At 51.1% G+C, this 25,795-nt stretch carries 29 protein-coding genes and 1 other annotated feature; of the genes, 27 read left to right on the top strand and 2 right to left on the bottom strand.

The genetic code is table 11. The features are described from left to right. The first annotated feature begins 19 nt into the window (after window positions 1–19). The 16 genes from radC to pheA all read left to right on the top strand — a co-directional run bounded on the left by radC (window position 20) and on the right by pheA (window position 13,166). Window positions 20–721, top strand: a complete 702-nt coding sequence (gene radC, locus AF331_RS01350; RefSeq protein ID WP_053426435.1) for a RadC family protein — start codon at window positions 20–22, stop codon at window positions 719–721. A gap of 242 nt (window positions 722–963) precedes the next feature. Further along, window positions 964–1,971, top strand: coding sequence for a rod shape-determining protein (locus tag AF331_RS01355; protein ID WP_053426436.1), 1,008 nt, complete (start codon window positions 964–966; stop codon window positions 1,969–1,971). 157 nt (window positions 1,972–2,128) lie between these two features. After that, a complete protein-coding gene (mreC, locus tag AF331_RS01360) occupies window positions 2,129–3,007 on the top strand; it encodes a rod shape-determining protein MreC (RefSeq protein WP_053426437.1) in 879 nt (292 codons plus the stop codon). Beyond that, a complete protein-coding gene (mreD, locus tag AF331_RS01365; protein ID WP_053426438.1) occupies window positions 3,004–3,525 on the top strand; it encodes a rod shape-determining protein MreD in 522 nt (173 codons plus the stop codon). The genes mreC and mreD overlap by 4 nt, the downstream gene beginning before the upstream one ends. Window positions 3,526–3,684: 159 nt before the next feature. After that, window positions 3,685–4,362, top strand: coding sequence for a septum site-determining protein MinC (minC, locus tag AF331_RS01370; protein ID WP_053427729.1), 678 nt, complete (start codon window positions 3,685–3,687; stop codon window positions 4,360–4,362). A gap of 1 nt (window position 4,363) precedes the next feature. Beyond that, window positions 4,364–5,167, top strand: coding sequence for a septum site-determining protein MinD (minD, locus tag AF331_RS01375; protein ID WP_053426439.1), 804 nt, complete (start codon window positions 4,364–4,366; stop codon window positions 5,165–5,167). Between the two features lie 138 nt (window positions 5,168–5,305). Further along, complete coding sequence (locus AF331_RS01380) at window positions 5,306–6,067, top strand: M23 family metallopeptidase (protein WP_327205370.1); 762 nt, start codon at window positions 5,306–5,308, stop codon at window positions 6,065–6,067. Continuing rightward, a complete protein-coding gene (locus AF331_RS01385; RefSeq protein ID WP_235576300.1) occupies window positions 6,060–6,926 on the top strand; it encodes a M50 family metallopeptidase in 867 nt (288 codons plus the stop codon). The genes AF331_RS01380 and AF331_RS01385 overlap by 8 nt, the downstream gene beginning before the upstream one ends. Window positions 6,927–7,014: 88 nt before the next feature. After that, window positions 7,015–8,445, top strand: coding sequence for an Rne/Rng family ribonuclease (locus AF331_RS01390; protein ID WP_053426441.1), 1,431 nt, complete (start codon window positions 7,015–7,017; stop codon window positions 8,443–8,445). Window positions 8,446–8,512: 67 nt separating this feature from the next. Then, window positions 8,513–8,589, top strand: a sequence feature (ribosomal protein L21 leader region). A gap of 13 nt (window positions 8,590–8,602) precedes the next feature. Then, a complete protein-coding gene (gene rplU / locus AF331_RS01395; RefSeq protein WP_048006231.1) occupies window positions 8,603–8,911 on the top strand; it encodes a 50S ribosomal protein L21 in 309 nt (102 codons plus the stop codon). An 11-nt stretch (window positions 8,912–8,922) separates the two neighbouring features. After that, on the top strand, window positions 8,923–9,252 hold the full coding sequence (locus tag AF331_RS01400) for a ribosomal-processing cysteine protease Prp (RefSeq protein ID WP_048014806.1): 330 nt from the start codon (window positions 8,923–8,925) through the stop codon (window positions 9,250–9,252). 12 nt (window positions 9,253–9,264) lie between these two features. Beyond that, entirely contained in the window at window positions 9,265–9,555 is a 291-nt protein-coding gene (rpmA, locus tag AF331_RS01405) for a 50S ribosomal protein L27 (RefSeq protein WP_034757227.1), read from the top strand. Window positions 9,556–9,698: 143 nt separating this feature from the next. Then, on the top strand, window positions 9,699–10,229 hold the full coding sequence (locus AF331_RS01410; protein ID WP_053426442.1) for a Spo0B C-terminal domain-containing protein: 531 nt from the start codon (window positions 9,699–9,701) through the stop codon (window positions 10,227–10,229). Window positions 10,230–10,259: 30 nt separating this feature from the next. Then, complete coding sequence (gene obgE, locus AF331_RS01415; RefSeq protein ID WP_053426443.1) at window positions 10,260–11,549, top strand: GTPase ObgE; 1,290 nt, start codon at window positions 10,260–10,262, stop codon at window positions 11,547–11,549. 73 nt (window positions 11,550–11,622) lie between these two features. Beyond that, window positions 11,623–12,078, top strand: a complete 456-nt coding sequence (locus AF331_RS01420) for an ACT domain-containing protein (protein WP_053426444.1) — start codon at window positions 11,623–11,625, stop codon at window positions 12,076–12,078. Window positions 12,079–12,317: 239 nt separating this feature from the next. Further along, complete coding sequence (pheA, locus tag AF331_RS01425) at window positions 12,318–13,166, top strand: prephenate dehydratase (RefSeq protein WP_053426445.1); 849 nt, start codon at window positions 12,318–12,320, stop codon at window positions 13,164–13,166. Between the two features lie 58 nt (window positions 13,167–13,224). On the opposite strand, the gene AF331_RS01430 is transcribed toward pheA, so the two are convergent. Then, window positions 13,225–13,761 (bottom strand): transcription repressor NadR, encoded by a 537-nt coding sequence (locus tag AF331_RS01430; RefSeq protein ID WP_053426446.1) that lies wholly within the window; start codon window positions 13,759–13,761, stop codon window positions 13,225–13,227. Between the two features lie 31 nt (window positions 13,762–13,792). Then, window positions 13,793–14,908, bottom strand: a complete 1,116-nt coding sequence (locus AF331_RS01435) for an IscS subfamily cysteine desulfurase (RefSeq protein ID WP_053426447.1) — start codon at window positions 14,906–14,908, stop codon at window positions 13,793–13,795. 124 nt (window positions 14,909–15,032) lie between these two features. Here AF331_RS01435 and nadB point away from each other — a divergent pair, with 124 nt between their 5' ends. The 11 genes from nadB to queA all read left to right on the top strand — a co-directional run bounded on the left by nadB (window position 15,033) and on the right by queA (window position 25,770). Beyond that, entirely contained in the window at window positions 15,033–16,586 is a 1,554-nt protein-coding gene (nadB, locus tag AF331_RS01440; RefSeq protein WP_053426448.1) for an L-aspartate oxidase, read from the top strand. Further along, window positions 16,555–17,415: a carboxylating nicotinate-nucleotide diphosphorylase gene (gene nadC / locus AF331_RS01445; protein ID WP_053426449.1), complete on the top strand. Its 861-nt coding sequence runs from the start codon at window positions 16,555–16,557 to the stop codon at window positions 17,413–17,415. The genes nadB and nadC overlap by 32 nt, the downstream gene beginning before the upstream one ends. Then, window positions 17,402–18,499 carry a quinolinate synthase NadA gene (gene nadA, locus AF331_RS01450; protein ID WP_053426450.1) on the top strand — a complete coding sequence of 366 codons (1,098 nt, stop codon included), beginning with the start codon at window positions 17,402–17,404 and terminating at the stop codon, window positions 18,497–18,499. Before nadC ends, nadA begins: the two co-directional genes overlap by 14 nt. Before the next feature lie 164 nt (window positions 18,500–18,663). Then, window positions 18,664–20,232: a SafA/ExsA family spore coat assembly protein gene (gene safA, locus AF331_RS23140; protein WP_053426451.1), complete on the top strand. Its 1,569-nt coding sequence runs from the start codon at window positions 18,664–18,666 to the stop codon at window positions 20,230–20,232. A gap of 46 nt (window positions 20,233–20,278) precedes the next feature. Next, the gene (locus tag AF331_RS01460; RefSeq protein WP_053426452.1) at window positions 20,279–21,208 is read left to right on the top strand and encodes a phosphotransferase; all 930 of its coding nucleotides are present in this window, start codon (window positions 20,279–20,281) and stop codon (window positions 21,206–21,208) included. Window positions 21,209–21,296: 88 nt separating this feature from the next. After that, window positions 21,297–22,034, top strand: coding sequence for a YhcN/YlaJ family sporulation lipoprotein (locus tag AF331_RS01465; protein WP_152915516.1), 738 nt, complete (start codon window positions 21,297–21,299; stop codon window positions 22,032–22,034). 121 nt (window positions 22,035–22,155) lie between these two features. Next, window positions 22,156–22,692, top strand: coding sequence for an intercompartmental signaling factor BofC (locus tag AF331_RS01470; RefSeq protein ID WP_152915517.1), 537 nt, complete (start codon window positions 22,156–22,158; stop codon window positions 22,690–22,692). A 199-nt stretch (window positions 22,693–22,891) separates the two neighbouring features. Then, complete coding sequence (gene ruvA, locus AF331_RS01475; protein WP_053426454.1) at window positions 22,892–23,500, top strand: Holliday junction branch migration protein RuvA; 609 nt, start codon at window positions 22,892–22,894, stop codon at window positions 23,498–23,500. Window positions 23,501–23,518: 18 nt separating this feature from the next. After that, window positions 23,519–24,520, top strand: coding sequence for a Holliday junction branch migration DNA helicase RuvB (gene ruvB / locus AF331_RS01480; protein WP_053426455.1), 1,002 nt, complete (start codon window positions 23,519–23,521; stop codon window positions 24,518–24,520). Then, window positions 24,517–24,723, top strand: a complete 207-nt coding sequence (locus AF331_RS01485; protein WP_053426456.1) for a DUF2905 domain-containing protein — start codon at window positions 24,517–24,519, stop codon at window positions 24,721–24,723. The genes ruvB and AF331_RS01485 overlap by 4 nt, the downstream gene beginning before the upstream one ends. A 21-nt stretch (window positions 24,724–24,744) precedes the next feature. Next, a complete protein-coding gene (queA, locus tag AF331_RS01490; RefSeq protein WP_053426457.1) occupies window positions 24,745–25,770 on the top strand; it encodes a tRNA preQ1(34) S-adenosylmethionine ribosyltransferase-isomerase QueA in 1,026 nt (341 codons plus the stop codon). Window positions 25,771–25,795: the final 25 nt, after the last annotated feature.

Consider the following 25,795-nt stretch of genomic DNA (forward strand, 5'->3'; position numbering starts at 1 on the left):
TTACTAGAAGGAGGAAACCATGGTCAAAGTAGAATCAACCCCATCACTCATGATCCGTGACTACCCGCAGGATGAGCGCCCGAGGGAGCGGCTCATCCAAAGCGGACCCGCAAGCCTCTCCAATCAGGAAATCATTGCGATCCTCCTTAGGACGGGGACGAAATCTGAATCCGTCCTCCAGGTATCGAACCGCCTCCTCACTTCATTCGAAGGCCTCAACCTATTGAAAGATGCCTCCCTTGAAGAAATCACCTCCATCAATGGAATCGGCCTCGCCAAAGCCGTCCAGCTCATGGCCGCAGTCGAACTCGGGCGGCGCATCAGCAACCTTGGATTCGATGATCGCTACAGCATCCGATCCCCGGAGGACGGTGCAAACTATGTGATGAACGACATGCGATTCCTCTCTCAGGAACACTTCGTTTGCCTCTACCTCAATACGAAGAATCAGGTCCTCCACAAGCAGACCATCTTCATCGGAAGCCTGAATGCCTCCATCGTACACCCCCGGGAAGTCTTCAAGGAAGCCTTCCGCCGCTCGGCTGCCTCCATCATATGCGTCCACAACCACCCTTCTGGCGATCCCACCCCCAGCAGGGAGGATATCGAGGTCACCAAGCGACTGGTGGAATGCGGCCGCATCATCGGTATAGACGTCCTCGACCACCTCATCATCGGCGAGAAAAAATTCATCAGTTTAAAGGAAAAAGGGTATTTATGACACTAGGATTTTTCCTCCAGTTGCGGTATAATAAAGCTTATGATTTTTGCAAACAATGTAAGCATGTTTCTTAAACGTAACGGATGAGGAATCAAGAGTCATTCACACCAGAATGAGTCTTTTCGTTATGCATGAACGAATGAACCTTGTGAAAATTCAACGTGTAGAGAGTCGGACAGCTCTCTTTATAAAAAACACATACATGCCAATTGGAATCAGCAGTAGAAAGGGAGATACCAGAAATGTTTGGAACAAAGGATTTAGGAATCGATTTAGGAACCGCCAACACACTCGTCTATGTAAAAGGAAAAGGAATTGTTGTGAGGGAGCCGTCGGTAGTGGCCCTTCAAACCGATTCAAAACAGATCGTTGCCGTCGGGAATGACGCGAAGAACATGATCGGACGTACACCTGGTAACGTCGTAGCACTCCGCCCGATGAAAGACGGTGTCATCGCCGATTATGAAACGACTGCCACCATGATGAAATATTACATCAAACAAGCGAACAAGAATAAGAGTGCGTTCTCCCGTAAGCCTTATGTGATGGTTTGTGTCCCTTCTGGCATCACCGGCGTTGAAGAACGTGCGGTCATCGATGCGACGCGTCAAGCAGGAGCAAGGGATGCCTACACGATCGAAGAACCTTTCGCTGCAGCAATCGGTGCCAACCTGCCTGTATGGGAACCGACCGGAAGCATGGTCGTCGATATCGGTGGAGGTACGACGGAAGTGGCCATCATTTCCCTCGGTGGTATCGTGACGAGCCAGTCGATCCGCGTGGCCGGGGATGAAATGGATGATGCGATCATCAACTATATCCGCAAAACGTACAACCTCATGATCGGGGACCGTACAGCTGAAACGATCAAAGTGGAAGTGGGATCAGCCGGCGCGACGGACGGTGTCGAAACCATGGAAATCCGCGGTCGTGACCTGTTGACGGGATTGCCGAAAACGCTTGAAATCTCTGCTGAAGAAATCGGTGCCGCCCTGCGTGATACGGTCTATACGATCGTCGATGCCGTGAAGAGCACGTTGGAAAAAACGCCTCCTGAGCTTGCGGCCGACATCATGGACCGCGGGATCGTCCTTACCGGAGGGGGAGCCCTTCTCCGCAACCTGGACAAGGTCATCAGCGAAGAAACGAAAATGCCTGTATTGATCGCCGAAGAACCACTCGACTGCGTGGCAATCGGAACGGGTAAAGCCCTTGATCACATCCATTTGTTCAAAGGGAACAATAAATAAGTTTGTCTTGAAGAGGGGACGTTCTCCAATGGGTTGCTGCCATTGGACCGGCCCCATCTTTTTTATTTCGAACAGCGAATATTTTGGTGAATAATATCAATCCCTAGCGAAATTTGGTATAGTTAAATAGAATTTGATAATGATTGAGGTGTACGTCATGCCACAATTCTTCCTGAATAAACGATTGATCATCTTATTGGTGAGCGTCATCGTTTTAGTCGGGCTGATCGGGTTTTCCCTCCGTGAGCGGGACAACATCAGCTGGCCGGAGCAGTTTGGTAAAGATATGGTAGGATTCGGACAGTCGCTGGTTTCAAAACCTGTGAACTATGTCGGCGGAGTATTCGAAAACCTGAAGGATCTGCAAAATACATACAAAGAAAACGAAAAACTGAAAACGCGCCTGGATGAGCTCGTGAAGCTCGAAACGCAGGTGAGGGACCTGAAGCAGGATAACGATGAGCTGAGGGACGTCCTTGATAAGAAAGAGAGTCTGACAGATTATAATCCAATTCAGGCGACAGTCATCGCCCGGAACCCTGATCGCTGGCAGGAACTCCTGACCATCGACAAAGGGGAAGTGAACGGAATTAAATCCGATATGGCCGTTATCTCCTCGAAGGGACTCATCGGAAAAGTGAAAAGCGTCAATAAGTTTTCATCCACGATCGAGTTGATTTCCACAAATAACACGAAAAACCGCATCTCCACCATCATTCAAGGGGAGAAGCAGGATGTGAACGGATGGATCGAAGGCTATGATGTGGAGAAGAAGCAGATCCTCATTAAAAAGATCGTCAATGATGTAAAGGTTGAGAAAGGTTCCAAGGTCATTACATCCGGTCTCGGAGGCGTTTTCCCGAAAGGGCTTGTCGTCGGCGAGGTGACAGACGTGCAGCCGGATCAGTATGGATTGACCCAGACGGCGTACGTGAAGCCGTCGGCGGACTTCTATCATCTCGAGCACGTCATGGTCATCGACCGTGATATGCCGCCTCCTGAAGAAGATGACGAAGCCGAGGGTGACGCGCAATGATCGGGCGTTTCATCCTTCCTCTCATCACCCTGTTGGTGTTTTATGGTGAGAGCCTTTTCGTTCATCTCTTCCAGACGGAATCATGGTTCGGGGACAAGGTAATGGTTCCCCATTTCCTCGTCATCACCTTGATCTTGATCTGTGCCTTTTACCGGTACCGAACGGCCTTATTGTTCGGGTTCATCTTCGGATTCTTTTTTGATATCTATTACACGGAGATCAACGGAATCTATTTGATCCTGTTCCCGTTCATGGTTGTCCTGACCCAGCAGATGATGAAGGTGCTACACAACAACGTCATCGTTCTTGGGATCATTGCCATGGTGAATCTGTCGATCTTGGAAGTCATCGTCTACTATATCTATGTGATACTTAAACGGACGAACCTGACGTTCATGGAGTTTGTCGACTGGAGATTGTGGCCGACCCTGGTTCTGAACATTGTCTTCTATCTGATCGTATCGATCCCATTCAAACATTATTTATTATCCAGAAGAAAAGCTTGGTTGGGCGAATAAAGTCTGCCAGGCTTTCTCTTCCATAGGGGTCTGTTCCTCCTGCCATCCTTCAACGGCCGGCAGGGGCGAAATTGTTTCAAATCTGTACCTTCCAAAAAGGAATCAGCACTGCTTATGTCGAATTATATGACGACTGAGGTGAAAAATGACGCCATGAACATGAATAAAAGGCCCAATGTTGTGATTAAAGGAACAAAAGAGGGGCTGACCCTCCATTTGAACGATCAATGCTCATTTCACGAGCTGAAGGCCGAGCTTGCCGAAAAGCTGTCTGCCCATCATCGTGAAACCGAAGGCCATACGCTGGCCGTACATATTCAGACGGGGAACCGCTACGTGACCGATGAGCAATCCGAAGAACTTAAGGACATCGTCAGGCAAAAGCGCAACCTTGTGGTCAACGGACTCTCCAGCAATGTCATGACCAAGGATGAAGCGGAGAGACTCGTGGATGAACGGAATATCGAGACCATGACCGGTGTTGTGCGATCGGGTCAGGTGATTGAAGTATCCGGGGATATCCTTGTCGTCGGTGATGTCAATCCTGGCGGTAAGATCCACGCCGGCGGGAATATATACATATTGGGCACACTTAAAGGCATTGCCCATGCCGGCATCAATGGCAGGAAAGATGCCGTGATCGTCGCATCGAGGATGCTTCCTTCCCAGCTCCGGATCGCAGATGCCCTGAACCGGGCGCCTGACCGGATGGAGGAAGATGAAGAGCATGACATGGAGTGTGCATTCGTGGATGCCGAAGGTCAGATCGTCGTCGATCGACTGCAGGTATTGAGGCATCTTCGACCAAATATTACGAGTTTCAAAGGAGGACGCTAATGTGGGTGAAGCCATAGTTGTTACTTCAGGAAAAGGCGGAGTGGGCAAGACGACTACTTCTGCCAATGTTGGTACAGCATTAGCTCTACAAGGCAAAAAAGTATGTTTGATCGATACCGATATCGGCCTCAGGAATCTTGATGTGGTCATGGGCCTTGAAAATCGGATCATCTATGATCTGGTGGACGTGGTGGAAGGCCGCTGTAAAGTCCATCAGGCACTTGTGAAGGACAAGCGCTTCGAAGATAAGCTGTATCTTCTCCCTGCTGCCCAAACGAGCGATAAATCAGCTGTCAATCCGGATCAAATGAAGAAGCTCATCCAGGATCTGAAGCAGGACTATGATTATATCATCATCGACTGCCCTGCCGGAATCGAACAGGGGTACAAAAACGCCGTGGCCGGTGCCGATCGTGCCATCGTCGTCACAACGCCTGAAATCTCTGCGGTCCGGGATGCCGACCGTATCATCGGGCTTCTTGAACAGGAGGAAATCGAGCCTCCGAAGCTTGTGATCAACCGGATCCGGAACCATATGATGAAAAGCGGGGAGATGCTCGACGTGAATGAGATCACGACCCATCTTTCCATCGATTTGATCGGAATCGTAGCCGACGACGAGAACGTGATCCGGTCTTCGAATAAAGGAGAGCCGATCGCCCTTGATTCGACGAGCAAAGCATCCATCTCCTATCGGAATATCGCAAGGAGGATCCTTGGTGAGTCCGTGCCCCTTCAATCCCTTGAAGAGGAAAAACCGGGTGTCTTTACGAAAATCAAACGATTATTCGGCGTAAAAGCCTGACTAAACCCGTGCATGAGTGCACGGGTTTTTCTATGTGCTTTTGTGCCTCCCGGGTCATAATCATTTCGGACAAGTCATACATTGAAAGCAAGACAAGGTGCAGGGGAATCCCCGTGCAGCCAAAGAAAAGGATGGATGATGATGGGCAATCGAGCCGATGAAATCAGGAAGCGCATCGCCAGACGTAAAAAAATGAATGACGGGGCATCCCGGGAGTACCCGGTCGTCCCGCTGGTGGGGGATGAAGAAAAATACGGGATCGGTCAGTCCTCATTCGAAGGGGGACCACCATCCGATGGACATCCCCTCTTCAAAAAGGAAACCTTTTTATTGAAGGTGCTTGCTTCCGGGATCTTGGTCCTCCTGACAGCGATCATGTTCAAAAGCCCGAGCCCTGCCTTTGAAGAGGCGAGGGCAGTGGTGCATAAGACGATGGAAAACGACTTTCAATTCGCCGCGGTCTCGACGTGGTACGAGGACCAGTTCGGAAAACCCCTGGCCCTGCTTCCGGATACGGGGAAACAGGAGGCGAAGGAAGAGACGGCGATCTCCATGCCTGCCACGGGCAAGGTGGTGGAGAATTTCAAAACGAACGGTCAAGGGATCATGCTTGAAACAGGTCTCGGAGAAGAGGTGGGGGCCATGAAGGGGGGACTCGTCATCTTCGCAGGGAAAAAGGATGACCTCGGCAACACGGTCGTCATCCAGCATGCAGACAAATCGGAGTCATGGTACGGGCATCTTGAGGCCATCGACGTGAAGCAGTATGAAAAAGTGGAAAAAGGCGGAGCGGTCGGAAAGGTATCGGCAGCGGAGGACGAAGCAACGGGAGAATTTTATTTCGCCATCAAGATGGGGGAGGAATTCGTCGATCCGGTCCAGGTGATCTCCTTTGACTAATCTTTTAGCCATGCTTCGGAAATTTTATATCCACCCCCTCCTTTGGGTCGTCATCGCCGTGGCCGTCATGACGGCCCATTTTACGGAGATGGTCATGCTCCTTGGCATCATCATCATCCACGAGCTCGGTCATGCCTGTACGGCCCACTATTTTTCGTGGAGGGTCAGAAGGATCGCCCTTTTGCCCTTTGGTGGCGTGGCAGAAGTAGATGAACATGGGAACCGGTCACTCGATGAGGAATTCTGGGTCGTGGCAGCAGGTCCCCTCCAGCATGTGTGGATGATCGGTGCCGGGTGGGTGCTCGCAAACCTTGACATCATCGCTCCCGGTACATTCCTGTTATTCCTGCATCTGAATCTTGCCGTCCTCCTCTTCAATCTCCTGCCGATCTGGCCCCTTGACGGGGGGAAGCTCGTCTCCCTCCTCATGGCCATGAAATGGAACTATCTGAAGGCGTACGAATACACGCTCCTCCTGTCGTTCGGGCTGCTCCTGTGCTTTCATGCCTTCGTCCTGCTGACTTCACCGGCGAACCTGAATCTTTGGGTGATCCTCACCTTCCTCTACTTCTCCTTATGGAAAGATTGGAAGCAAAGGCGGTACGTGTTCATGAAATTCCTGATGGAGCGGTACTATGGTGATCATCGTCAGTTCTTGGAGCTGAAGCCCCTTCCCGTCGATAGCGAATCTTCGGTCCTAGAGGTCGTGGAACGCTTCCACAGGGGAGTCAAGCACCCCCTTGTCGTCATGAAGGATGGCCAGGAGGTGGGGAAGCTGGATGAGAACGAACTCCTCCACGCATTCTTTGCCGACAAGATGACATCGGCCAAAACAAAGGATCTTCTCTATCTTTATTGACTGTGTACGGTGGAGAAGGGTAAAGTAAGGACATATGCCGGGAAGGGGCTGCCCCTTCCCGATTCTTTATGATAAGGGGGGATCGGTGTTGGACGAAATCATCATCCAGGCGAAAACGAGGGAAAAGCGCTGGGTATCCAGATCAGGCGGAACCGTCAGTGGGCTGCGTGTGTATCGACCCGTAGGCGACAGCCTGACCGGGAATATCTATATCGGCAGGGTCGTCCGGATTCACAAAGGGCTGGATGCCGCGTTTGTCGATATCGGTGAAGGCAAGAACGGCTATCTGCATGCAAAGGACTGTCCTGATAATGTCAGAGCCTTTCATGGAGGGGATGACGCGCTGTCCATCAACCAAGCCGTGCATGAAGGAGAAAAGCTCCTGGTGCAGGTCACGAAAGATCCCACGGGGACAAAAGGAGCCAAGCTCAGTGCTGTCATCGAGCTGAAGGGGGAATACCTCGTCTATATGCCGCACGGGGTCTACGTGGCGGCCTCAAAGAAGCTGGATGAGAAAGAACGCAGTCATGTCAAAGCCGTGGCGCACCGCTGGAAGCTCCCAGAAGAAGGGATCGTGCTCAGGACAAGCAGTGCGGGTATTCCCGGAGAGGCCATCAAGGAAGAGATTGTCCGCCTGAGGGGAAAGGCAGAGGACCTTCAGAGGCGTGCGCTTAAAGGGAAAGCCCCGTTCCTCCTTGAGAATCAGGATGCTTTGAAGGACGATCTCAAGGAACAGATGAAAAAAGGAGAAGGTCGGATCCTCGTGGATGATTATGACTTCTCCAATGAGCTTCAGAGCCTGGCCGCCCATCATGAAGGATGGAGTGTGGAATTTGATCAGGGACGTGACGATATTTTCAGCAGGCACGGAGTCGACGGTGCGTGGGACCGGGCATTGAAGAAGGTGGTCTGGTTGAAGAATGGAGCCTATCTCGTGATTGAAACGACCGAGGCGATGACAGTGGTGGATGTGAACTCCGGGAAGTTCACGGGGCGCGCAACCCTGGAACAGACAACCCTCGAAACCAATCTCCTTGCAGCGGAAGAAACGGCCCATCAGCTCGCCTTGAGGAATATCGGCGGCATGATCCTCATCGACTTCATCGGTATGAAGACGGAGAGCGACCGTCAGCAGGTAGAGGAGGCATTCCGGACGGCCCTCGGTGCCGACCGTCAGCGGACGACGGTGGAGGGCTTCACGAATCTCGGGATCCTGGAGGTGACGAGGAAACGCGTGCGTCAGGCGCTGGAGGAGTACCTGACAGAGTCGTGTCATGCATGCGGGGGAACCGGACGCACCGAAAGTCCCAATAGCCTCGCCTTCAAACTTGAACGTGAGATTTGGGACATGGATCATCCCGCCCGCGTGTCGGTTGAAGGGACCCCTGACGTGCGATCGGCGTTTTCCGGACCCGGTGGTCGTCATATCGACCGGCTCGAGGCCCGTCTCGGGGTGAAGGTGGACTGGTTGGAGACGCCGGCAGTGAATCCATTCTACCGAATCACAAAGATCCAGTGATTTTCACTCATTGTGTTGACATCCATCACGAAAATATGATAGGATTCTACTGTTATTGATTGTAGCACCCGTGCTACAACCGCTCATAACAGGTCTTGAAGTACGGGCGACCGTCACCTGTGATTGGCGAGTCTGAGTCTATTAAGGAGGTGCGATTATGTACGCAATTATCGAAACAGGTGGTAAGCAAATCCGTGTAACGGAAGGTCAAGAGATCTTCATCGAAAAGCTAAGCGCTGAGCAAGGTGATACGGTAACGTTTGACAAAGTTCTTTTCGTTGGTGGCGACGATGTGAAAGTAGGAAGCCCATTGGTGGCTGGTGCTACTGTAACAGCGAAGGTTGAAAAACAAGGCCGCGCGAAGAAGCTTGTAGTATTCAAATACAAAGCGAAAAAGAACTACCGTCGTAAGCAAGGTCACCGTCAACCTTACACTAAAGTTGTCATCGACACAATCAACGCGTAAGGCGTGATCCTATGATCAACATTCGGGTAGAAAAAACCAAGGGGAAGATTCGTTCTTTCTCCATGGATGGTCATGCAAATTTCGATGAGTATGGTCAGGATATTGTTTGTGCCGGAGCTTCTGCCGTTTCATTCGGAAGCGTCAATGCCATCATGGCGTTGACGGGGATTGAACCTCACATCGAGCAAAACGATGGGGGACATTTCGTCTGTGTCATCCCTGATGACCTGCCGGAAGAGACTGACAGGAACGTCCAGCTGCTATTAGATGGCATGGTGGTAAGCCTGCAGACGATTGAAACTACTTACAGTGATTTTATTAAAATAACCTTCAAAAAGTAGGAGGTGGAACAGATGTTAAGATTAGATCTTCAATTTTTCGCGTCTAAGAAAGGGGTAGGTTCGACTAAAAACGGTCGTGACTCTATCTCAAAGCGTCTTGGTGCTAAGCGTGCAGACGGTCAAATGGTAAGTGGTGGATCAATCCTATACCGTCAACGCGGTACTAAGATTTATCCAGGACTAAACGTAGGCCGTGGTGGTGACGATACACTTTTCGCTAAAACTGACGGTGTTGTTCGTTTCGAACGCATGGGACGTGACAAGAAAAAAGTGAGCGTATACCCTGTTGCGAATGAAGCTTAATCGCATATCTTTAACGAAAACTCTAACCGACTTTCGGTTAGAGTTTTATTTATGTGCGGGGAAGTGAAATTTCATAAACGATATACGGAGGGGTCTTATCTTTGTTATACTAACAGATAAGCACTTAGTATAGGAGTTAGATTATGAGCCGAAAATGGGATGTCGTCGAGGTACTGCGGCATGCACGCCACGACTGGATGAATGATTTGCAACTGATAAAGGGGAATCTCGATCTCAATCGGATCGACCGGGCAAAACAAGTCATCGAAGAAATGGTCCTCGCAGCACAAAACGAATCTAAGCTATCGAATTTGAAACTTCCATTACTGACAGAATGGATCTTAACATATAATTGGTCCGGGTCGATGATCAAGCTGGATTTCGAAATACTCGATTGCACCGCTGATCATGGACTTGACGATCAAGGATTGGTTTCCTGGTGCACTCGCTTTGTGGACGAGCTGGTACAGTGTGTCAGCGGCAATGGGGAAAACCAATTGTCAATCCTGCTGCACATCACCAAGGACGCCCCCCGTTTTATATTCGATTTCACAGGTATACTAAGTCATGCAGGCGCCATGAAGGAATGGCTGGAGAATGAGCGCCGAAATGGCACGAACATCAGCATTGAACAAATCGAAGAAGAAGTTCTCGTTTTTCATGTTTCATTATAAGGGCATGAGAGCGTAAGGAGTGAAGAAAAAATGTTTGTCGATCAGGTCAAGATTTACACAAAAGGCGGAGATGGAGGTAACGGAATGGTTGCCTTCCGCCGTGAGAAATATGTACCAAAAGGTGGACCGGCTGGTGGAGACGGAGGACACGGTGCAAACGTCGTGTTCGAAGTGGATGAAGGTCTGCGCACGTTGATGGACTTCCGCTACCAACGCCACTTCAAAGCACCGAGGGGCGAGCACGGCATGAGCAAGAACCAGCATGGCCGGAACGCAGAGGATATGATCGTAAAGGTTCCACCCGGTACCGTCGTCAAGGATGATGACACCGGTGAAACGATCGCCGACCTGCTCGAACACGGTCAGCGCGCCGTGATTACAAAAGGCGGCCGTGGCGGCAGGGGGAATACACGATTCGCGACACCTGCCAACCCGGCTCCGGAGCTGTCTGAGAAAGGGGAACCCGGTCAGGAGCGCTATATCGTCATGGAGCTCAAACTTCTTGCCGATGTAGGGCTTGTCGGATTCCCGAGCGTCGGAAAGTCGACGTTGCTTTCCGTTGTATCGGCAGCGAAACCGAAGATTGCTTCCTATCATTTCACAACGATAGTACCGAATCTCGGAATGGTTGAGACGGGAGACGGAAGAACCTTCGTCATGGCCGATCTTCCTGGACTGATCGAAGGAGCCCATGAAGGAGTGGGACTCGGACATCAGTTCCTCCGCCATATCGAGCGGACGCGTGTCATCGTTCATGTCATCGATATGAGCGGGATGGAAGGAAGAGACCCATACGACGATTACGTGACGATCAATGAGGAGTTGAAGCAGTACAATCTCAGATTGACTGAACGCCCTCAGATCATCGTAGCCAACAAAATGGATATGCCTGAAGCCGAAGAGAATCTGAAGACGTTCAAGGAACGTTTGGACGATGAGTATCCGGTATTCCCGATTTCTGCCTTCACGCAACAGGGTCTGAAGGAACTTCTATTCGCTGTAGCGGATAAACTTGAGACAACAGCGGAATTCCCGCTTCAGGTGGAAGAAGAGGAAACAGGCATCCACCGCGTCATGTACAAGCACGAAGAAGAAGAGAAAGAGTTCGAAATCACACGCGATCCGGATGGTGTATTCGTCGTGAGCGGTGCGAAGATCGAACGCCTCTTCAAGATGACCGACTTCACAAGGGAAGACTCGACAAGGCGTTTCGCCCGTCAGCTCCGTTCATACGGTGTGGATGAGGCCCTTCGTGAGCGCGGTGCAGAGAACGGTGATACGATCCGACTGATGAAATATGAATTTGAATTCGTTGACTGATCCAGCAGACGTCCCTGCAGGGGACGGCTGGACCTCGGGCTTCCCTTCAGCCGGATAATAGGAGGAATTGTCATTGGGGAAAAAATTTCAAGAAGGCAAATTTTATCTGGTCAGGGAGGATGTCCTTCCTGAAGCGATGAAGAAAACGCTTGATGCCAAGGAACTGATCGAACGGGGAAAAGCTGAATCGGTCTGGGAGGCAGTCCAGCGTGTGGATCTCAGCAGAAGTGCCTTTTATAAGTACAGGGATACGGTTTTTCCGTTCCATACGATCGTGAAGGAACGGATCATCACCTTATTCTTTCAGCTGGAGGATCGCTCCGGGACGCTTTCGCATCTTCTCGGTGAAACGGCCAAGCATGGCTGTAACATCCTGACGATCCACCAGACGATCCCGCTTCAGGGCAGGGCCAATGTGACCCTTTCCCTGAATGTGACGGATCTCTCCGTCGGCCTCGAGGATTTCCTCGGAAAGCTGCGCCGGCTTGAATTTGTCGAAAAAGTAGAAGTGTTGGGCTCGGGTGCCTGACACTTCTTTTTTTTTAGCATGATGGGAAGGACAAACAGAGTGGATCTATTTGGGGGAGCACCCTATTCTACAAAAAAGAATCAGAAGGAGAGAGGAAGGGGCAGAGGGACTGGGAAGAAAGCGATTTCATTTCTTTTGTCGGTCGGGATTCCCCTTCCGCTTTCCCCAGCAACGTGATAGAATGTTCAATAAATTTAAGGCTCAGCTATGAGCCATCTACCGGTGAGAGGAAGAGTTCAGTGAAAATCGCATATTTAGGCCCTCAATCATCATTCACAGATCTTGCTGTGAAGAAAGCATTCCCAGAAGAAGAAACACTCCCGTTCACCACGATCCCGGACTGCATTGAAGCGGTCATGGATGGGGAAGTGGACTATGCAGTCGTTCCTTTGGAGAATGCATTGGAAGGATCCGTACATATTACCGTAGACTATCTTTTCCATGAAGCCGACCTTGCCATCGTCGCAGAGTTGACCTCGGCAATCCAACAGCACCTCATGGTTCATCCCGATTGGAAGGATCAACCGGGACAACCCGAGAAAATCATGTCCCATCCCCATGCCCTTGCACAGTGTCACAAGTTCCTGCGCGGAACCTATAAGGGCGTGCCCCTTGAGCAGTCGACCTCGACTTCAGCCGGGGCAAAGTTTGTCAGTGAACACCCTGAGTCCTTCTTGGGAGCGATCGGGAACGAGCTTGCGGCCGAGCACTATGGCCTGGCAATCCTTCATGATCATATCCATGATGTGACCTATAACCACACCCGTTTCATCGTCCTTCATAAGAAGCACAGGGAGGTTTCGATTCCCCATGAAACCAGCCTGCATAAGACGACACTGATGGTGACCCTGCCAAAAGACCGTTCTGGTGCACTCCACCAAGTGCTTTCTGCATTTGCTTGGAGGCAGCTTAATTTGAGTAAAATTGAATCGCGTCCTTTGAAAACGGGTCTAGGAGACTACTTCTTCCTCATCGATGTGGATCATGAGCTGGATGACGTCCTCCTCCCTGGCGCCATCAATGAGATGGAGGCCCTTGGCTGTAGCGTAAAACTGGTCGGGCATTATCCGTCCTTCATGCTCTCCTGATAGAAAAGGATCACCAAAAGCCCCTGGTGCACATGCATCAGGGGCTTTTTCTGGTTGGCTATAAAGAACGGATCAGGAAGCCGGCCCTTTCCAGAGCGTTTTCAGCTTCTGACAGTGCTTCACTGGTGGTGGCCGACAGGGTATGAAGGTGGACGCCATCTGTCAGTTCAGACAGGAATGCGGCATTGGTCGACCTGATCTTCGTGAGGAATTGCTTCACTTCCTTACGGTTGGATACCATGATGGAGGCCGTAAGGTCACCGTATACCCCGTGCTCGATCTTCACGTCCTTTACAGTGACGCCATGATCGACCAGGAGGTTCAGCTCCTCTTCAGCCCGGTCGGGTGCATGCTGGCAGGCGACCGTCTTTTCATGGTGCGCTCCTTCTTTTGGGTTCAGGTAAAGATATCCCTGGCTCGTGGCGATGATCGGTTCACCCTTTGCCTTAAGGAGCGTGATGTCGCTGACGATCACCTGGCGGCTGACCCTGCTCTCCTTTGCAAGATCCCCACCCGTGATGGGGATCCCCCTGCTTTTGAGCGTGTGGAGGATCCAATCCCGCCGCTCGTCCCCTAATAATTTTTTCTCTGACAACGTTATCTCCCCCGAGTAATTGATAAGAAAATCATATCACACCCCCGCTTAAAATGGACAGCCTGACTTCGGCGAGGGTGTCGGTGAGCCGGTCGATTTTCTCCAGTGTCGTGGAAGGACCGAACGATATCCGGATGAACTCCTTTCCATCCCTCTCCGTCGCCCCCATGCTCTTCAACGTGATGGGGATCCCCTGCATCCCAGACTGACAGGCACTTCCCGTGGATATGGCGATGCCCCGTCGATTGCATTCAAGCATGAGCCACTGCCCCTCGATGCCTTCGATGGCGAGTCCGATAACCTGGGGTAGCTGTTGACCGGGTGGCCCTTCAAAGACGCGATATCCGTTCCCCAGCTTCCGATCAAGGGAGGAGAAAAAGGAATCCCTTAGCATCTGATAATGATCCGGCATCGGGACAGCTCTTTCTGCAGCAGCCGTAAAAGCGGTGATGCCCGGCAGGTCAGGGGTTCCCGAGTTTTTCTGGACAGGAAGGAGGTCGATCGACGGATCGATGTAAAGGGCACCCATCCCTTTCGGACCATGGATTTTATGGGAAGAGACCGTAAAGCTGTCTGTATGACGGATGACCTCTTCGATGGGCCACTTTCCGAACGATTGGACAAGGTCCGAGTGGAGCAGGGCCGCGCAGTCGCGGAGGATCTCCTTGATTTCCCCCATCGGCTGGATCACACCGATTTCTCCATTGCAGTGGGCGATGCTGACGAGGATCGTATCCTTCCTGACAGACGATTTCAGCTGCCGGAGATCGATGAGTCCGTTTTCCCTACTGGGGATGACCGTGATCTCGAATCCTGCTGACTCCAGTTGTCCAGCAGCCGTATGAATGGAGGCATGTTCTGCTCCACCGATGATGATATGGGAGCCCACATGCTTCCTGCCGTGAGAAAGGCCGATCAGGGCGGCGGCATTTCCCGCACTCCCCCCTGAGGTGAAGGTCAAGCCTGCAGATGGCACCCCAAAAAGGCTTGCAAGGGAGTCTGTACACCGATCGAGAATCTCCTTGGCTGATCCGCCTATATCGTGAAGGCTGTTCGGATTTCCCCAGTAGTGCTCGGCGACCTCGCGATAGATGTCCAGGACTCTGGCGTCCATGGGGGTGGTAGAGGCGTAGTCGAAATAGTCCATGATGATATCATCCTTTATCGAATAATCTGACAAATGAGTTCGGAAGAAAAAACTCTTGTTATTAGTTTAATAATGTGTAAATATATGTGTCAAGACACCTGTAAGGCAAACGGGAGGATTCTCTATGAGAAAAGCGGACGTATTGATCATCGGAAGCGGGGTAGCCGCATTACAGCTTGCAAAAAATATTCAAGATCGCATGAATGTGATGATTATCACAAAATCGCGGGTGAAATCGTCCAACTCCTATATGGCACAAGGCGGGATCGCGGCTGCCCTTTCCCCCGATGACTCTCCCGGACTTCACATGAAGGATACGCTCATAGCCGGGGAAGATCTTCAGGAAGAGGGAAGGGTCATGTCTTTCGTCGAGGACGGGAAACGTGCAGTGGAAGCATTGCTCTCAGATGGCATGCCCTTCGATCCCGAACTCGGAATGGAAGGGGCGCACAGCACCAAGAGGATCGTGCACAGCGGCGGAGATCAGACGGGGAGGTTCTTGATCGATTTCCTGATTTCATCCCTTTCCGAAAACGTAAAGATCATCGAAGGAGAGATGGCCTATCATCTTCTGAAAGATCGTAATGGACGGATTGGCGGAGTGAGGACAAAGGATGAAGCGGGTGTGATACATACGTACACCGGGGATCACATCGTCCTCGCAAGCGGCGGGGTAGGGGGGATTTATGCGTCCACATCCAATCATCCTTCGGTCACCGGAACTGGGATCGCCATGGCATGTTTGGCTGGAGCTGTAGTGGGCGATATGGAGTTCATCCAGTTCCATCCGACCCTCTTGCTATCGACCGGGAGAACAAAGGGACTGATCTCGGAAGCCGTGAGAGGGGAAGGGGGAGTGCTCGTAAGGGAAGACGGAAGAGCCCTCATGGAATCGATCCATCCATTGAAGGATCTTGCGCCGCGGCATGTGGTGGCAGAAGCGATCTACAGGGAGAGGCTCGGGGGAGGAAACGTGTATCTCGACATTACAGGGATCCAGAATTTCTCAACCCGGTTCCCGTCGATCACGGTCCGCTGTGAAAAAGAAGGAATCCCGATTGAAGGAGGGAGGATCCCCGTGGCTCCGGGATGCCATTTCATCATGGGTGGGGTCGTGGTGGATGACGTTGGGAGGACAAATCTTGATGGCCTGTATGCAATCGGGGAAGCTGCATGCACTGGGGTTCATGGGGCGAATCGTTTAGCCAGCAATTCCTTACTAGAAGGGATTGTATATGGACAGAGGCTTGCGGATCATTTAAAGGAGGCGCTTCCCCCCAAGACCGCACCACTCGCCCATGCACCGATTACGGGCACACCGGGACAACTTCCCGATCGCACCATGTTGAAGAAGAGGATGATGGAAGAAGCAGGCATCATCCGCTCGGAGGAGGGCCTGCAGCGGTTAATGCAATGGCTTGATGGATTCGGTCTCACCTATGAAAGCAAGATGGACGATCTGGACGTCGAGGACATGGAAGATTACTTAATCTGGGTCGTTTCACGCCTCATCGGGACGGCTTCCCTCCTGCGGGAAGAAAGCAGGGGTGGCCACATCAGGAGGGATCATCCCGAAAAGCGTCCGGAATGGGATAAAAAAAGCATTCACATGAAAATACAAACGGGAAGGTTGAAGGTGTCTGTCTATGAATCTGTTGAAACTAAGATCCATGCTTGAGGAGTTTTACCGGGAGGACCTGGGGGAGGGGGACCTTTCATCAGAGACGCTCTTTCATTCACAGGAAGGGATGATCACGCTGATGGCCAAACAGCCTGGTGTTTTTTGCGGAGAAGACATCGTCCGGACCGCTTACGCCATGTTCGATGCATCCATAGAAGTGGATCTCTTCGTAAAGGATGGGGAGACCGTTGGTGAGGGGCAGCACCTTGGAACCGTGAAGGGCAGGATGAAGGATCTTCTGCAGGGAGAAAGGGTTATTCTCAATCTCATTCAACGCATGAGCGGGATCGCGAAAGAAACGGCAGAAGCGGTCAAGGCAGTCGAGGGAAGCGGTGCGAGGATCTGTGACACCAGGAAGACGACACCCGGCCTCCGCATGCTCGAGAAGTATGCTGTCAGGATCGGGGGAGGGTATAATCACCGATTTGGACTTTACGATGCCGTGATGCTGAAGGATAATCATATCGCTTTTGCCGGTTCCATCACCAAGGCTGTGGAAACGATTCGGTCGGCTACGGGGCATATGGTGAAGATCGAAGTGGAGATCGAGACGGAAGAACAACTCATTGAAGCTGTCGCAAGCCGTGTGGATGTGATTATGTTCGATAATCGCACCCCGGAAGAAATCAAGGACTGGATGCGCCACGTTCCCGCCGGGATCATCACGGAAGCGTCGGGAGGCATTTCCCGTGAAATGCTCAAAGACTATGCGTGGACAGGGATCGACTACATTTCACTCGGATACTTGACCCACTCGGTCGCGGCACTCGACATCAGCGCACGAGTAGACATCAGAAAGGATGAACAAACACATGGGAATTCTTGATACACTGCATGTTTCCCTCCCACCGTCCATCACCTCCATGACGACGGCTGAAATGGAGGAAAGGGTAAGGGAGATCAAACAACTGATGGGAAGCAGGCTCTTTATCCCTGGTCATCATTATCAAAAGGATGAAGTGATCCAGTTTGCCGATGCCGTTGGGGATTCACTCCAGCTCGCACAGGTTTCAGCCGAGAATAAGGAAGCGGAGTACATCGTCTTCTGCGGGGTCCATTTCATGGCAGAGACAGCCGATATGTTGACGTCACCCGAACAGACGGTCATCCTCCCTGACATGCGGGCGGGATGTTCCATGGCCGACATGGCCGATATCTTCCAGACAGAGAAAGCCTGGAGAAAATTGACGGAGACGTTTGGTGATAGGATCCTGCCGTTGACCTATGTGAATTCCACCGCAGCGATTAAAAGCTTTGTAGGAAAGTACGGGGGGGCAACGGTCACCTCGTCCAATGCCCATAAGATGGTGGAATGGGCACTGGGGGAAAAAGAAAGGATCCTGTTCCTCCCTGATCAGCACCTCGGCAGGAACACGGCTGCAGACCTCGGGATTTCCCTGGATGACATGGCCGTATTCGATCCTGCCACAAATGACCTCGTCTATGATGGGGATTCGGAAAACATCAAAGTCATCCTTTGGAAGGGCCATTGTTCCGTGCATGAGAATTTTACCGTGAAGAATATAGAGAGCGTGCGCAAGAATCACCCGGACATGCAGGTCATCGTCCATCCTGAATGCAGGAGGGATGTGGTTGAGCAATCCGATTACAACGGCAGCACCAAATATATCATCGACATGATCGAGCGTGCACCATCCGGAACATCGTGGGCCATCGGGACGGAAATGAACCTGGTGAAACGTCTCATTGCGAATCATCCAGACAAACACATCATATCGTTGAACCCGTATATGTGCCCTTGCCTCACCATGAACCGGATCGACCTGCCGCATCTCCTATGGGCCCTTGAGCATGTGATGGCAGATGATCCTGTCAATGTAATCAGAGTGGAACCTTCCGTAACAACAGAAGCCGTTCGGGCACTGGAGCGCATGTTGATTCGGGCCTGACCTTACGCCGGGGGATTCTCTCCGGCGTTTTTTTTCGTGCTGTTCAAATCAGGGGCTCCGGCATAAAAGAATCCGCATAAACATAAGTTTTTATGTAGATGATTAGCAATTTGCCCATCTTATCATAGGATATATAGACTTATGCCTGAGGAGGGGAATGACGCGTGAAGATTCATATCGTACAAAAAGGTGATACGCTCTGGAAAATCGCCAAAAAATATGGCGTCAATTTTGAAGAGTTGAAGCACATGAACGCCCAGCTGTCCAACCCGGATATGATCATGCCCGGAATGAAGATCAAAGTCCCTACATCCGGCGGTACCGTAAAAAAAGAGACACAGATCAAGTACGGTTCCAAGGAGGCTCCCAAAAAGGAAATGCCGAAAGCAGAGCATCCTTTTAAAGAGCAGAAACCGATGACGATGCCGGCAGAACAGCCCAAGGCTGAAAAGCCGAAAGAAGCACAAAAGCCATTCACGCCAAAGATGCCACAGCCGGTCATTCCGGAGATCGACATCAATAACTATTACATGATGAATATGCAGGTCCAGCCAAAGCAACAACCGATGCAGCAACCAGTCCAACAGCCGAAACAACAGCCGATGCAACAAGTAAAACCGCAAGCAAAGCCCCAGCCACAGACTCCGCCTAAACCTACCAATATCCTTCCAAAAGCAACAGAACCAAAAAAAGAAGCGCCAAAAGCAAAGCACAGCGTACAAGGGGTACAACAGGAAGAAAGCCTGGAAATGCCTCAACCACAACAAGGGGGATTCACTCAGCCTATGTATTATAATCCAAATCAATCAGTTCCTGTTTCACCGGTCATGCCGGGATTCGGTCAAGGTGGAAACATGCAGCCGTGGCAAGGGGGCGGAATGGGTCACTGGAACCAAGTCCAGGGAGCTCAAGCACCGTGGAATCAGGTCCAGGGCGCCCAATATCCACAGATGAATATGCCGATGATGCAGCATGGATATGATGAAGACTCTTCTTCATTCATGCCGTTCATGCCGAATGCCCAGTCGCCGATGCAGATGCCAATGCAGATGCCAATGCAAATGCCAATGCAGTCACCGATGCAAATGCCGATGCAGATGCCAATGGGCCAGCCTGGGGTAATGGGTGCAGAGGATGAGAATCAAATGATGCACCAAGGCATGCCACAACCGTGCCATCCGGTATCACCAATGATGCCTGGACCAGGTTTCTGCGGACCTGGAGGATTCGGGATGCCTGGCCCATGGGGGCAAAACCAAGTGCAAGGCGCCATGATGGATGGACAGATGCCGATGGGTCAGCCAGGTGTGATGGGAGCAGAGATGCATCATCAGATGCCGATAGGTCAGCCGGGTGTGATGGGAGCAGAGATGCATCATCAGATGCCGATGGGTCAGCCGGGTGTGATGGGAGCAGAGATGCATCATCAGATGCCGATGGGTCAGCCGGGTGTGATGGGAGCACAGATGAACCAACAAATGCCGATGGGTCAACCTGGTGTGATGGGAGCGAGTGATCAGGAAGATTGTGGATGCGGGGGTCCTCAACCACAAGGTCAGCCACAATGGCAGCAGCAGGCTCCCCAGTGGAATCAGCCGATGCCATATGGAATGCCTCAGCCACAAGGTTTCGGGCCGGGAATGATGGGGCAGGGTTTGCCTCAAGGTATGCAAATGGGTGCCCCAAGAGCATTCTCCATGCCGAACTTTTATGACGAAGACAATGAAGGATAGATGGGAGCATGGAGGAGACGACTACACAGTTCGTCTCCTTTCTTTTTTGCAATGGAAGTTGGGTGAAGTCGGAGCGTCGATTGAAACCCTGAAAGACGGGAAATGGGTATTGCGGTCCGGAGGCAGGAAGTGGTTTGTCAAACGCTACTCTTCGGAGAAACGGTTTATCATCCAAGAATTGCTGATCAAAGAGCTTCTGCAAGGAGGGTTTAACCATGTCATCCCGATGCATCCACTGCATCAGACCGGAGTCATCTCGTTCGAGGGTAGTGTGATCGGGATTTCATACTGGCTTGAGACAGCTTCTGCCATCAATTATGCAGATGCTTCAGACAGGCAGGAAGCGTGGCGTGTATTAAAAGGATTCCACCGTGCCTCAAGGACGATTCAGAGCCCATGGGTCGAAGATGTGCCTGAATTCAGGTGGATTGACAAGTGGAAGAAGCGGATGGCGTTATTTGATTATCACCTGCCTTATCTTCAACACTTTATCGCCCCGTATTATCTGTCCACCTATCATGAATGGGGAAGGTGGGCTTTGGAGGAGCTTGATGCTCTTGGCCCTTATAAAGGGAAGAGATGCATGGTCCACGGGGATGTGGCCCATCACAATTTTTTGAGAGGAACAGACGGCCGTGTATACCTGATCGACTTTGATTTGCTATCAAGGTCACCCGCCGTCACAGATGATATCCAGATGGCGAACCGGGTCCTTCCGTATTTGGATTGGTCTTTGGCGGATGCAATGGCCATACCTTCTATAAGGAAGTATAGACATGATGCCGCATTCTTTCTTGGACTGATGTATCCGAGTGATATTTTCAGGGAATGGAACCGGTTCATCCGGGAGGGACAGTCATACAGGGAGCATGTGTGGCCATATCTGGTACAGATCACATTGGGACAGTTTCACCAGCGGATGCGTTTCGTTCAAGAGCTGCACAGTGAATTAAGGAGGATCATCACCCATTTGTAGGAGGTTGTCCCAACTATTGATGGAATGATTGGGTCCGTTCCTCCGCACCCTATAAACGAGCACTATGCTCAAATAGCGGTGAGGGGGAATGACTACGTTGAAGAGGCGCTATGCATTTCTTGGTATGACAGCATTCATGTCGCTTAACCTTGCTGCCTGCAGCAGTGGGGAGAAGGAATCCGGTCAGCAATACAGCAATTCCTATGAACCACTGGGCTACTACTCGAATGAAGGTCACGGTGGAGATAAAAATGACCGCCATGATGGTCCTTTGACCGAAATGTTTGATCATTCCGTAGGCAAGGAAGGTCAGGATATCCGCAATCAGAAACAGAAATTCCTGCAGGTGAGGGATGCTGATGGCAATCCCCAGAATCCCACCACCCCCCTTGCGCCATATGACGCTGGCTTCTTTGCCCAGGATAACCGTGGAAGTCACGGCGATGCCAATTATCATGGCCATTTGGATGATAATACACGCAAAGCTCGGAATTCGTACTATACCGCCTATGAGGGAGATCTTGCCGAAAAGATCGGCGATGTCACGGGCCATGTGAAGAACGTCAGTGACGTCCGCGCCGTATCGTATGGAACCGACGTATTGATCGCCATCGAGGTCAGGGACCATTCGAAAGAAGAAGAAACAAAGCGACGCGTAGAAAAAGCGGTACAGCCGTACCTCGAAGGCAGGACGGTTTCAGTCGTGACGGATGAAGGTACGTTCAGCCGGGTCCGGAATATCGATAATGACTTGAGGGGCGGCGGGCCGCTGGATGGAATCAATCTGGACCTTCATGATATGTTCAATACGATCCGCAATCCGTAGAAGCTTGACTGTACGAAGGGGATGCTCCTTTGTACAGTCTTTTTTCAACTATCGGGATAAATCGTTCCCGGGATGGTAAGACTAGGGATAGCAATACATAATGAATCCCGAGGTGATCACGATGACGATGAATGTTCGAATCGTGTTTATGGTGATGTTGTTGGCTGGAGCCACATATTTTACCTTCTTTTATTCAGATGAAAAGCAGGCGGCGGACGGGCCGGTTCAAGAGGTACCCGTAGAGGAGACATCTGCGCATACCGTCACGCTGATTCTGGAAAGGGTTTATCTGGATGGTGAAGTAAGTGAAGAAATCGTACAGGAAACCATCTGGAGCATGGAAGATTTCTGGGCAGCCTACGAAGAATGGCAGCTGATTGATATGAGCGAGGAACAAATCGTCTTCCAGAAGCAGATGGATGATATTTCACCTCTGCTCAAAACGAATGGTTACTTCGGCTTGACCGAAAAAGGGGTATTATCCATTTTCAACGGCAAGCCAGGTCAAGCGGAAATCATCCAATCCTTTTTCCAAATTGATCTTGATAAGCTGGAAAGCAATCGGCATGATGATCTGGTAAACGGGATCCCCATTACATCCAAGGAAGCGTATGTAGACGTTCTCGAACAATTAAAACCTTACTCCCTGCCACAGTGAACAGCCGGTCATTTGACCGGCTGTTTTTTCATACGCGCATTTCAGAGGAAGCTTGTGTCGGACAAAAACCGAAAAACAAGAACAAACGTTTCTTTTTATCGGTGCTTTTCCATAAAATCAATAAGTGATATGATACAATAGATTTAATATGCGAGGCGACGATGGCCCGCATTTCTTGTCAGAAAGTGAAGTGATTACTATGTATGAATATATTCGAGGTACTGTACAGATGGTGAGTCCCGAGTATGTGGTGGTTGAAAATGGAGGGATTGGGTATCAGTTATTTGCAGCCAATCCGTTTGCATATTCGAAATATCAGGGTCAGGAAATTCAGATTTTTACATATCAGCATGTGAGGGAAGATATCATTGCCCTCTATGGGTTCCTTGCGTTGGAAGAGAAGCTATTGTTCATGAAGCTCCTTAATGTATCAGGGATCGGGCCGAAAGGGGCCCTTGCCATCCTTGCATCGGGTGCGCCTCAGCAGGTGATTACCGCCATCGAGGAGGAGAACGATACATTCCTGACAAAATTCCCGGGTGTGGGGAAAAAGACGGCGAGGCAAATGATCCTCGACTTGAAAGGGAAACTGCAGGATGTCGTGCCGGATTACTTCCCTAGTCTATTCAATCCTGAAGAGACGGTCCTGGATTCAGGGGATGAAGCATTTGAGGAAGCCATCCTTGCCCTGAAGGCGCTCGGTTATTCCGATCGGGAGGTCAAGAAGATCAAACCGAAGCTCAAAGGGCAGGAGCTCTCTTCGGATGAATATATCAGGAAGGGCCTTCAGCTTCTTCTGAAATCATAATGGAAAGGAGCAAATGAGATGGATGATCGATTGGTATCAGGCGAATCGGAACAGAATGAGGATCGTTTCGAGTTCTCCTTAAGGCCACAGACCATCAAGCAATATATCGGGCAGGACAAGGTTAAGCACAATCTTGAAGTGTTCATCGAAGCGGCGAAGATGCGGGAGGAAACCCTTGATCACGTGCTGCTGTACGGGCCGCCTGGTCTCGGAAAGACGACCCTTGCGGCGGTGATTGCCAATGAGATGGGGGTCAATATGAAAACCACATCGGGCCCTGCCATTGAAAGACCCGGTGACCTTGCTGCCGTGCTGACAGCCCTGGAGCCGGGTGACGTGCTGTTCATTGATGAGATCCACCGTTTGCCGCGGGCGATCGAGGAGGTCCTTTATCCTGCCATGGAAGACTTCTGCCTGGATATTGTCATCGGCACCGGTCCGAGTGCACGTTCAGTCAGGCTGGATCTCCCTCCGTTCACCCTCGTGGGGGCCACGACGCGCGCCGGCGCACTCTCCGCTCCGCTCAGGGACCGCTTCGGCGTCCTCTGCAGGCTGGAATACTACAATGAAGATCAGCTCAACGAAATCGTCAAGCGGACCGCCGCGATCCTCAGGACCGAGATCGACCCTGTGGCCGCAAGGGAGCTCGCCAGGAGATCCAGGGGTACACCGCGTATCGCCAACCGGCTCCTGAGGCGCGTAAGGGATTTTGCCCAGGTTAAATCGGACGGGAACATTTCATCGACGCTATCGAAGGAAGCGCTGGATCTCCTACAAGTGGACCAGCTCGGACTCGACCACATCGATCATAAACTTCTAAGGGGCATCATCGAGCGCTTCAGGGGAGGCCCCGTGGGGCTTGATACCATTGCAGCGAGCATAGGGGAGGAATCCCATACGATCGAAGACGTGTATGAACCGTATCTCCTGCAGATCGGCTTCCTGCAGCGGACCCCCAGGGGCAGGATCGTCACGCATCTTGTGTATGAGCATTTTCAACTGGAGGTGCCTGCCAATTGAGCGGCCTTCCGAAAGTACTGATGATCGCGGGAGCCGTACTCCTCGTTGCCGGCTTGCTCCTTCAATTCACGAAACTTGGGAAATTACCGGGTGATATCGTCGTGAAGAAGGAGAATGCAACTTTTTATTTCCCGCTTATGACTTCTGTCCTGTTAAGTGTTATACTGTCGTTGGTCTTTTATTTTATAGGCCGATTCAAATAATGATAAGTCAGGTGACCTAAAGTGAAAGTTGAAGATTTTGATTTCCATCTGCCGGAGGAACTGATCGCTCAGACCCCGCTTGAGAATCGTTCTGAAAGCAGACTGATGGTACTGGATAAAGAAGATGGATCCATAGATCATCTTCGATTTAAAAATATTGTAGACCTATTGGATGAAGGCGACTGCCTTGTACTGAATGATACACGTGTACTACCGGCCCGGCTTTTTGGGCAAAAAGAAGAGACGGGGGCCAACATCGAAGTCCTTCTTCTCAAACAGGAAGAAGGGGATCAATGGGAGACCCTCGTCAAACCAGCCAAGCGCGTGAAGGTGGGAACGGAGATCGTATTCGGGGACGGGAAGCTGAAAGCTACCTGTGTCGGGACGAAGGACCATGGCGGGAGGATCATGGAATTTGCGTACGATGGCATTTTCTATGAGGTACTTGAGGAGCTTGGTGAAATGCCGCTGCCTCCGTACATCCGGGAGCGACTAGAAGAGCAGGACCGCTATCAGACCGTCTATGCCAAGGAGCGCGGATCTGCGGCTGCCCCTACTGCCGGACTCCACTTCACCGAGGAGCTACTTGAAGAGCTGAAGCAGAAGGGTGTTCATATTGCCTTCATCACGCTTCATGTCGGGCTCGGAACATTCCGCCCGGTGTCGGTGGATTCCATCGAGGACCATGATATGCACTCGGAATTCTATCAAATTTCAGAAGGCACCGCACGCCTCTTGAATGATGTAAGGGATAAGGGCGGGCGCATCATCACCGTCGGTACCACATCGACACGGACGCTGGAGACGATCGCCTCCAAGCATGATCGTTTTGTGGAAGAGAACGGATGGACGAATATCTTCATCTACCCGGGATATGAGTTCAAAGGCATCGATGGCTTGATCACAAACTTCCATCTGCCTAAATCGACCCTCATCATGCTCGTAAGTGCCTTTGCAGGTCAGGAGCATGTCCTCAAAGCCTATGAAACAGCCGTTCAAGAGAAGTATCGCTTCTTCAGCTTCGGCGACGCCATGTTCTTAAAATAATCAGCTGCAACACTGAAAAAGGAGA

This window comes from Rossellomorea marisflavi (assembly GCF_001274775.1).
Taxonomy (GTDB): Bacteria; Bacillota; Bacilli; order Bacillales; family Bacillaceae_B; genus Rossellomorea; species Rossellomorea marisflavi.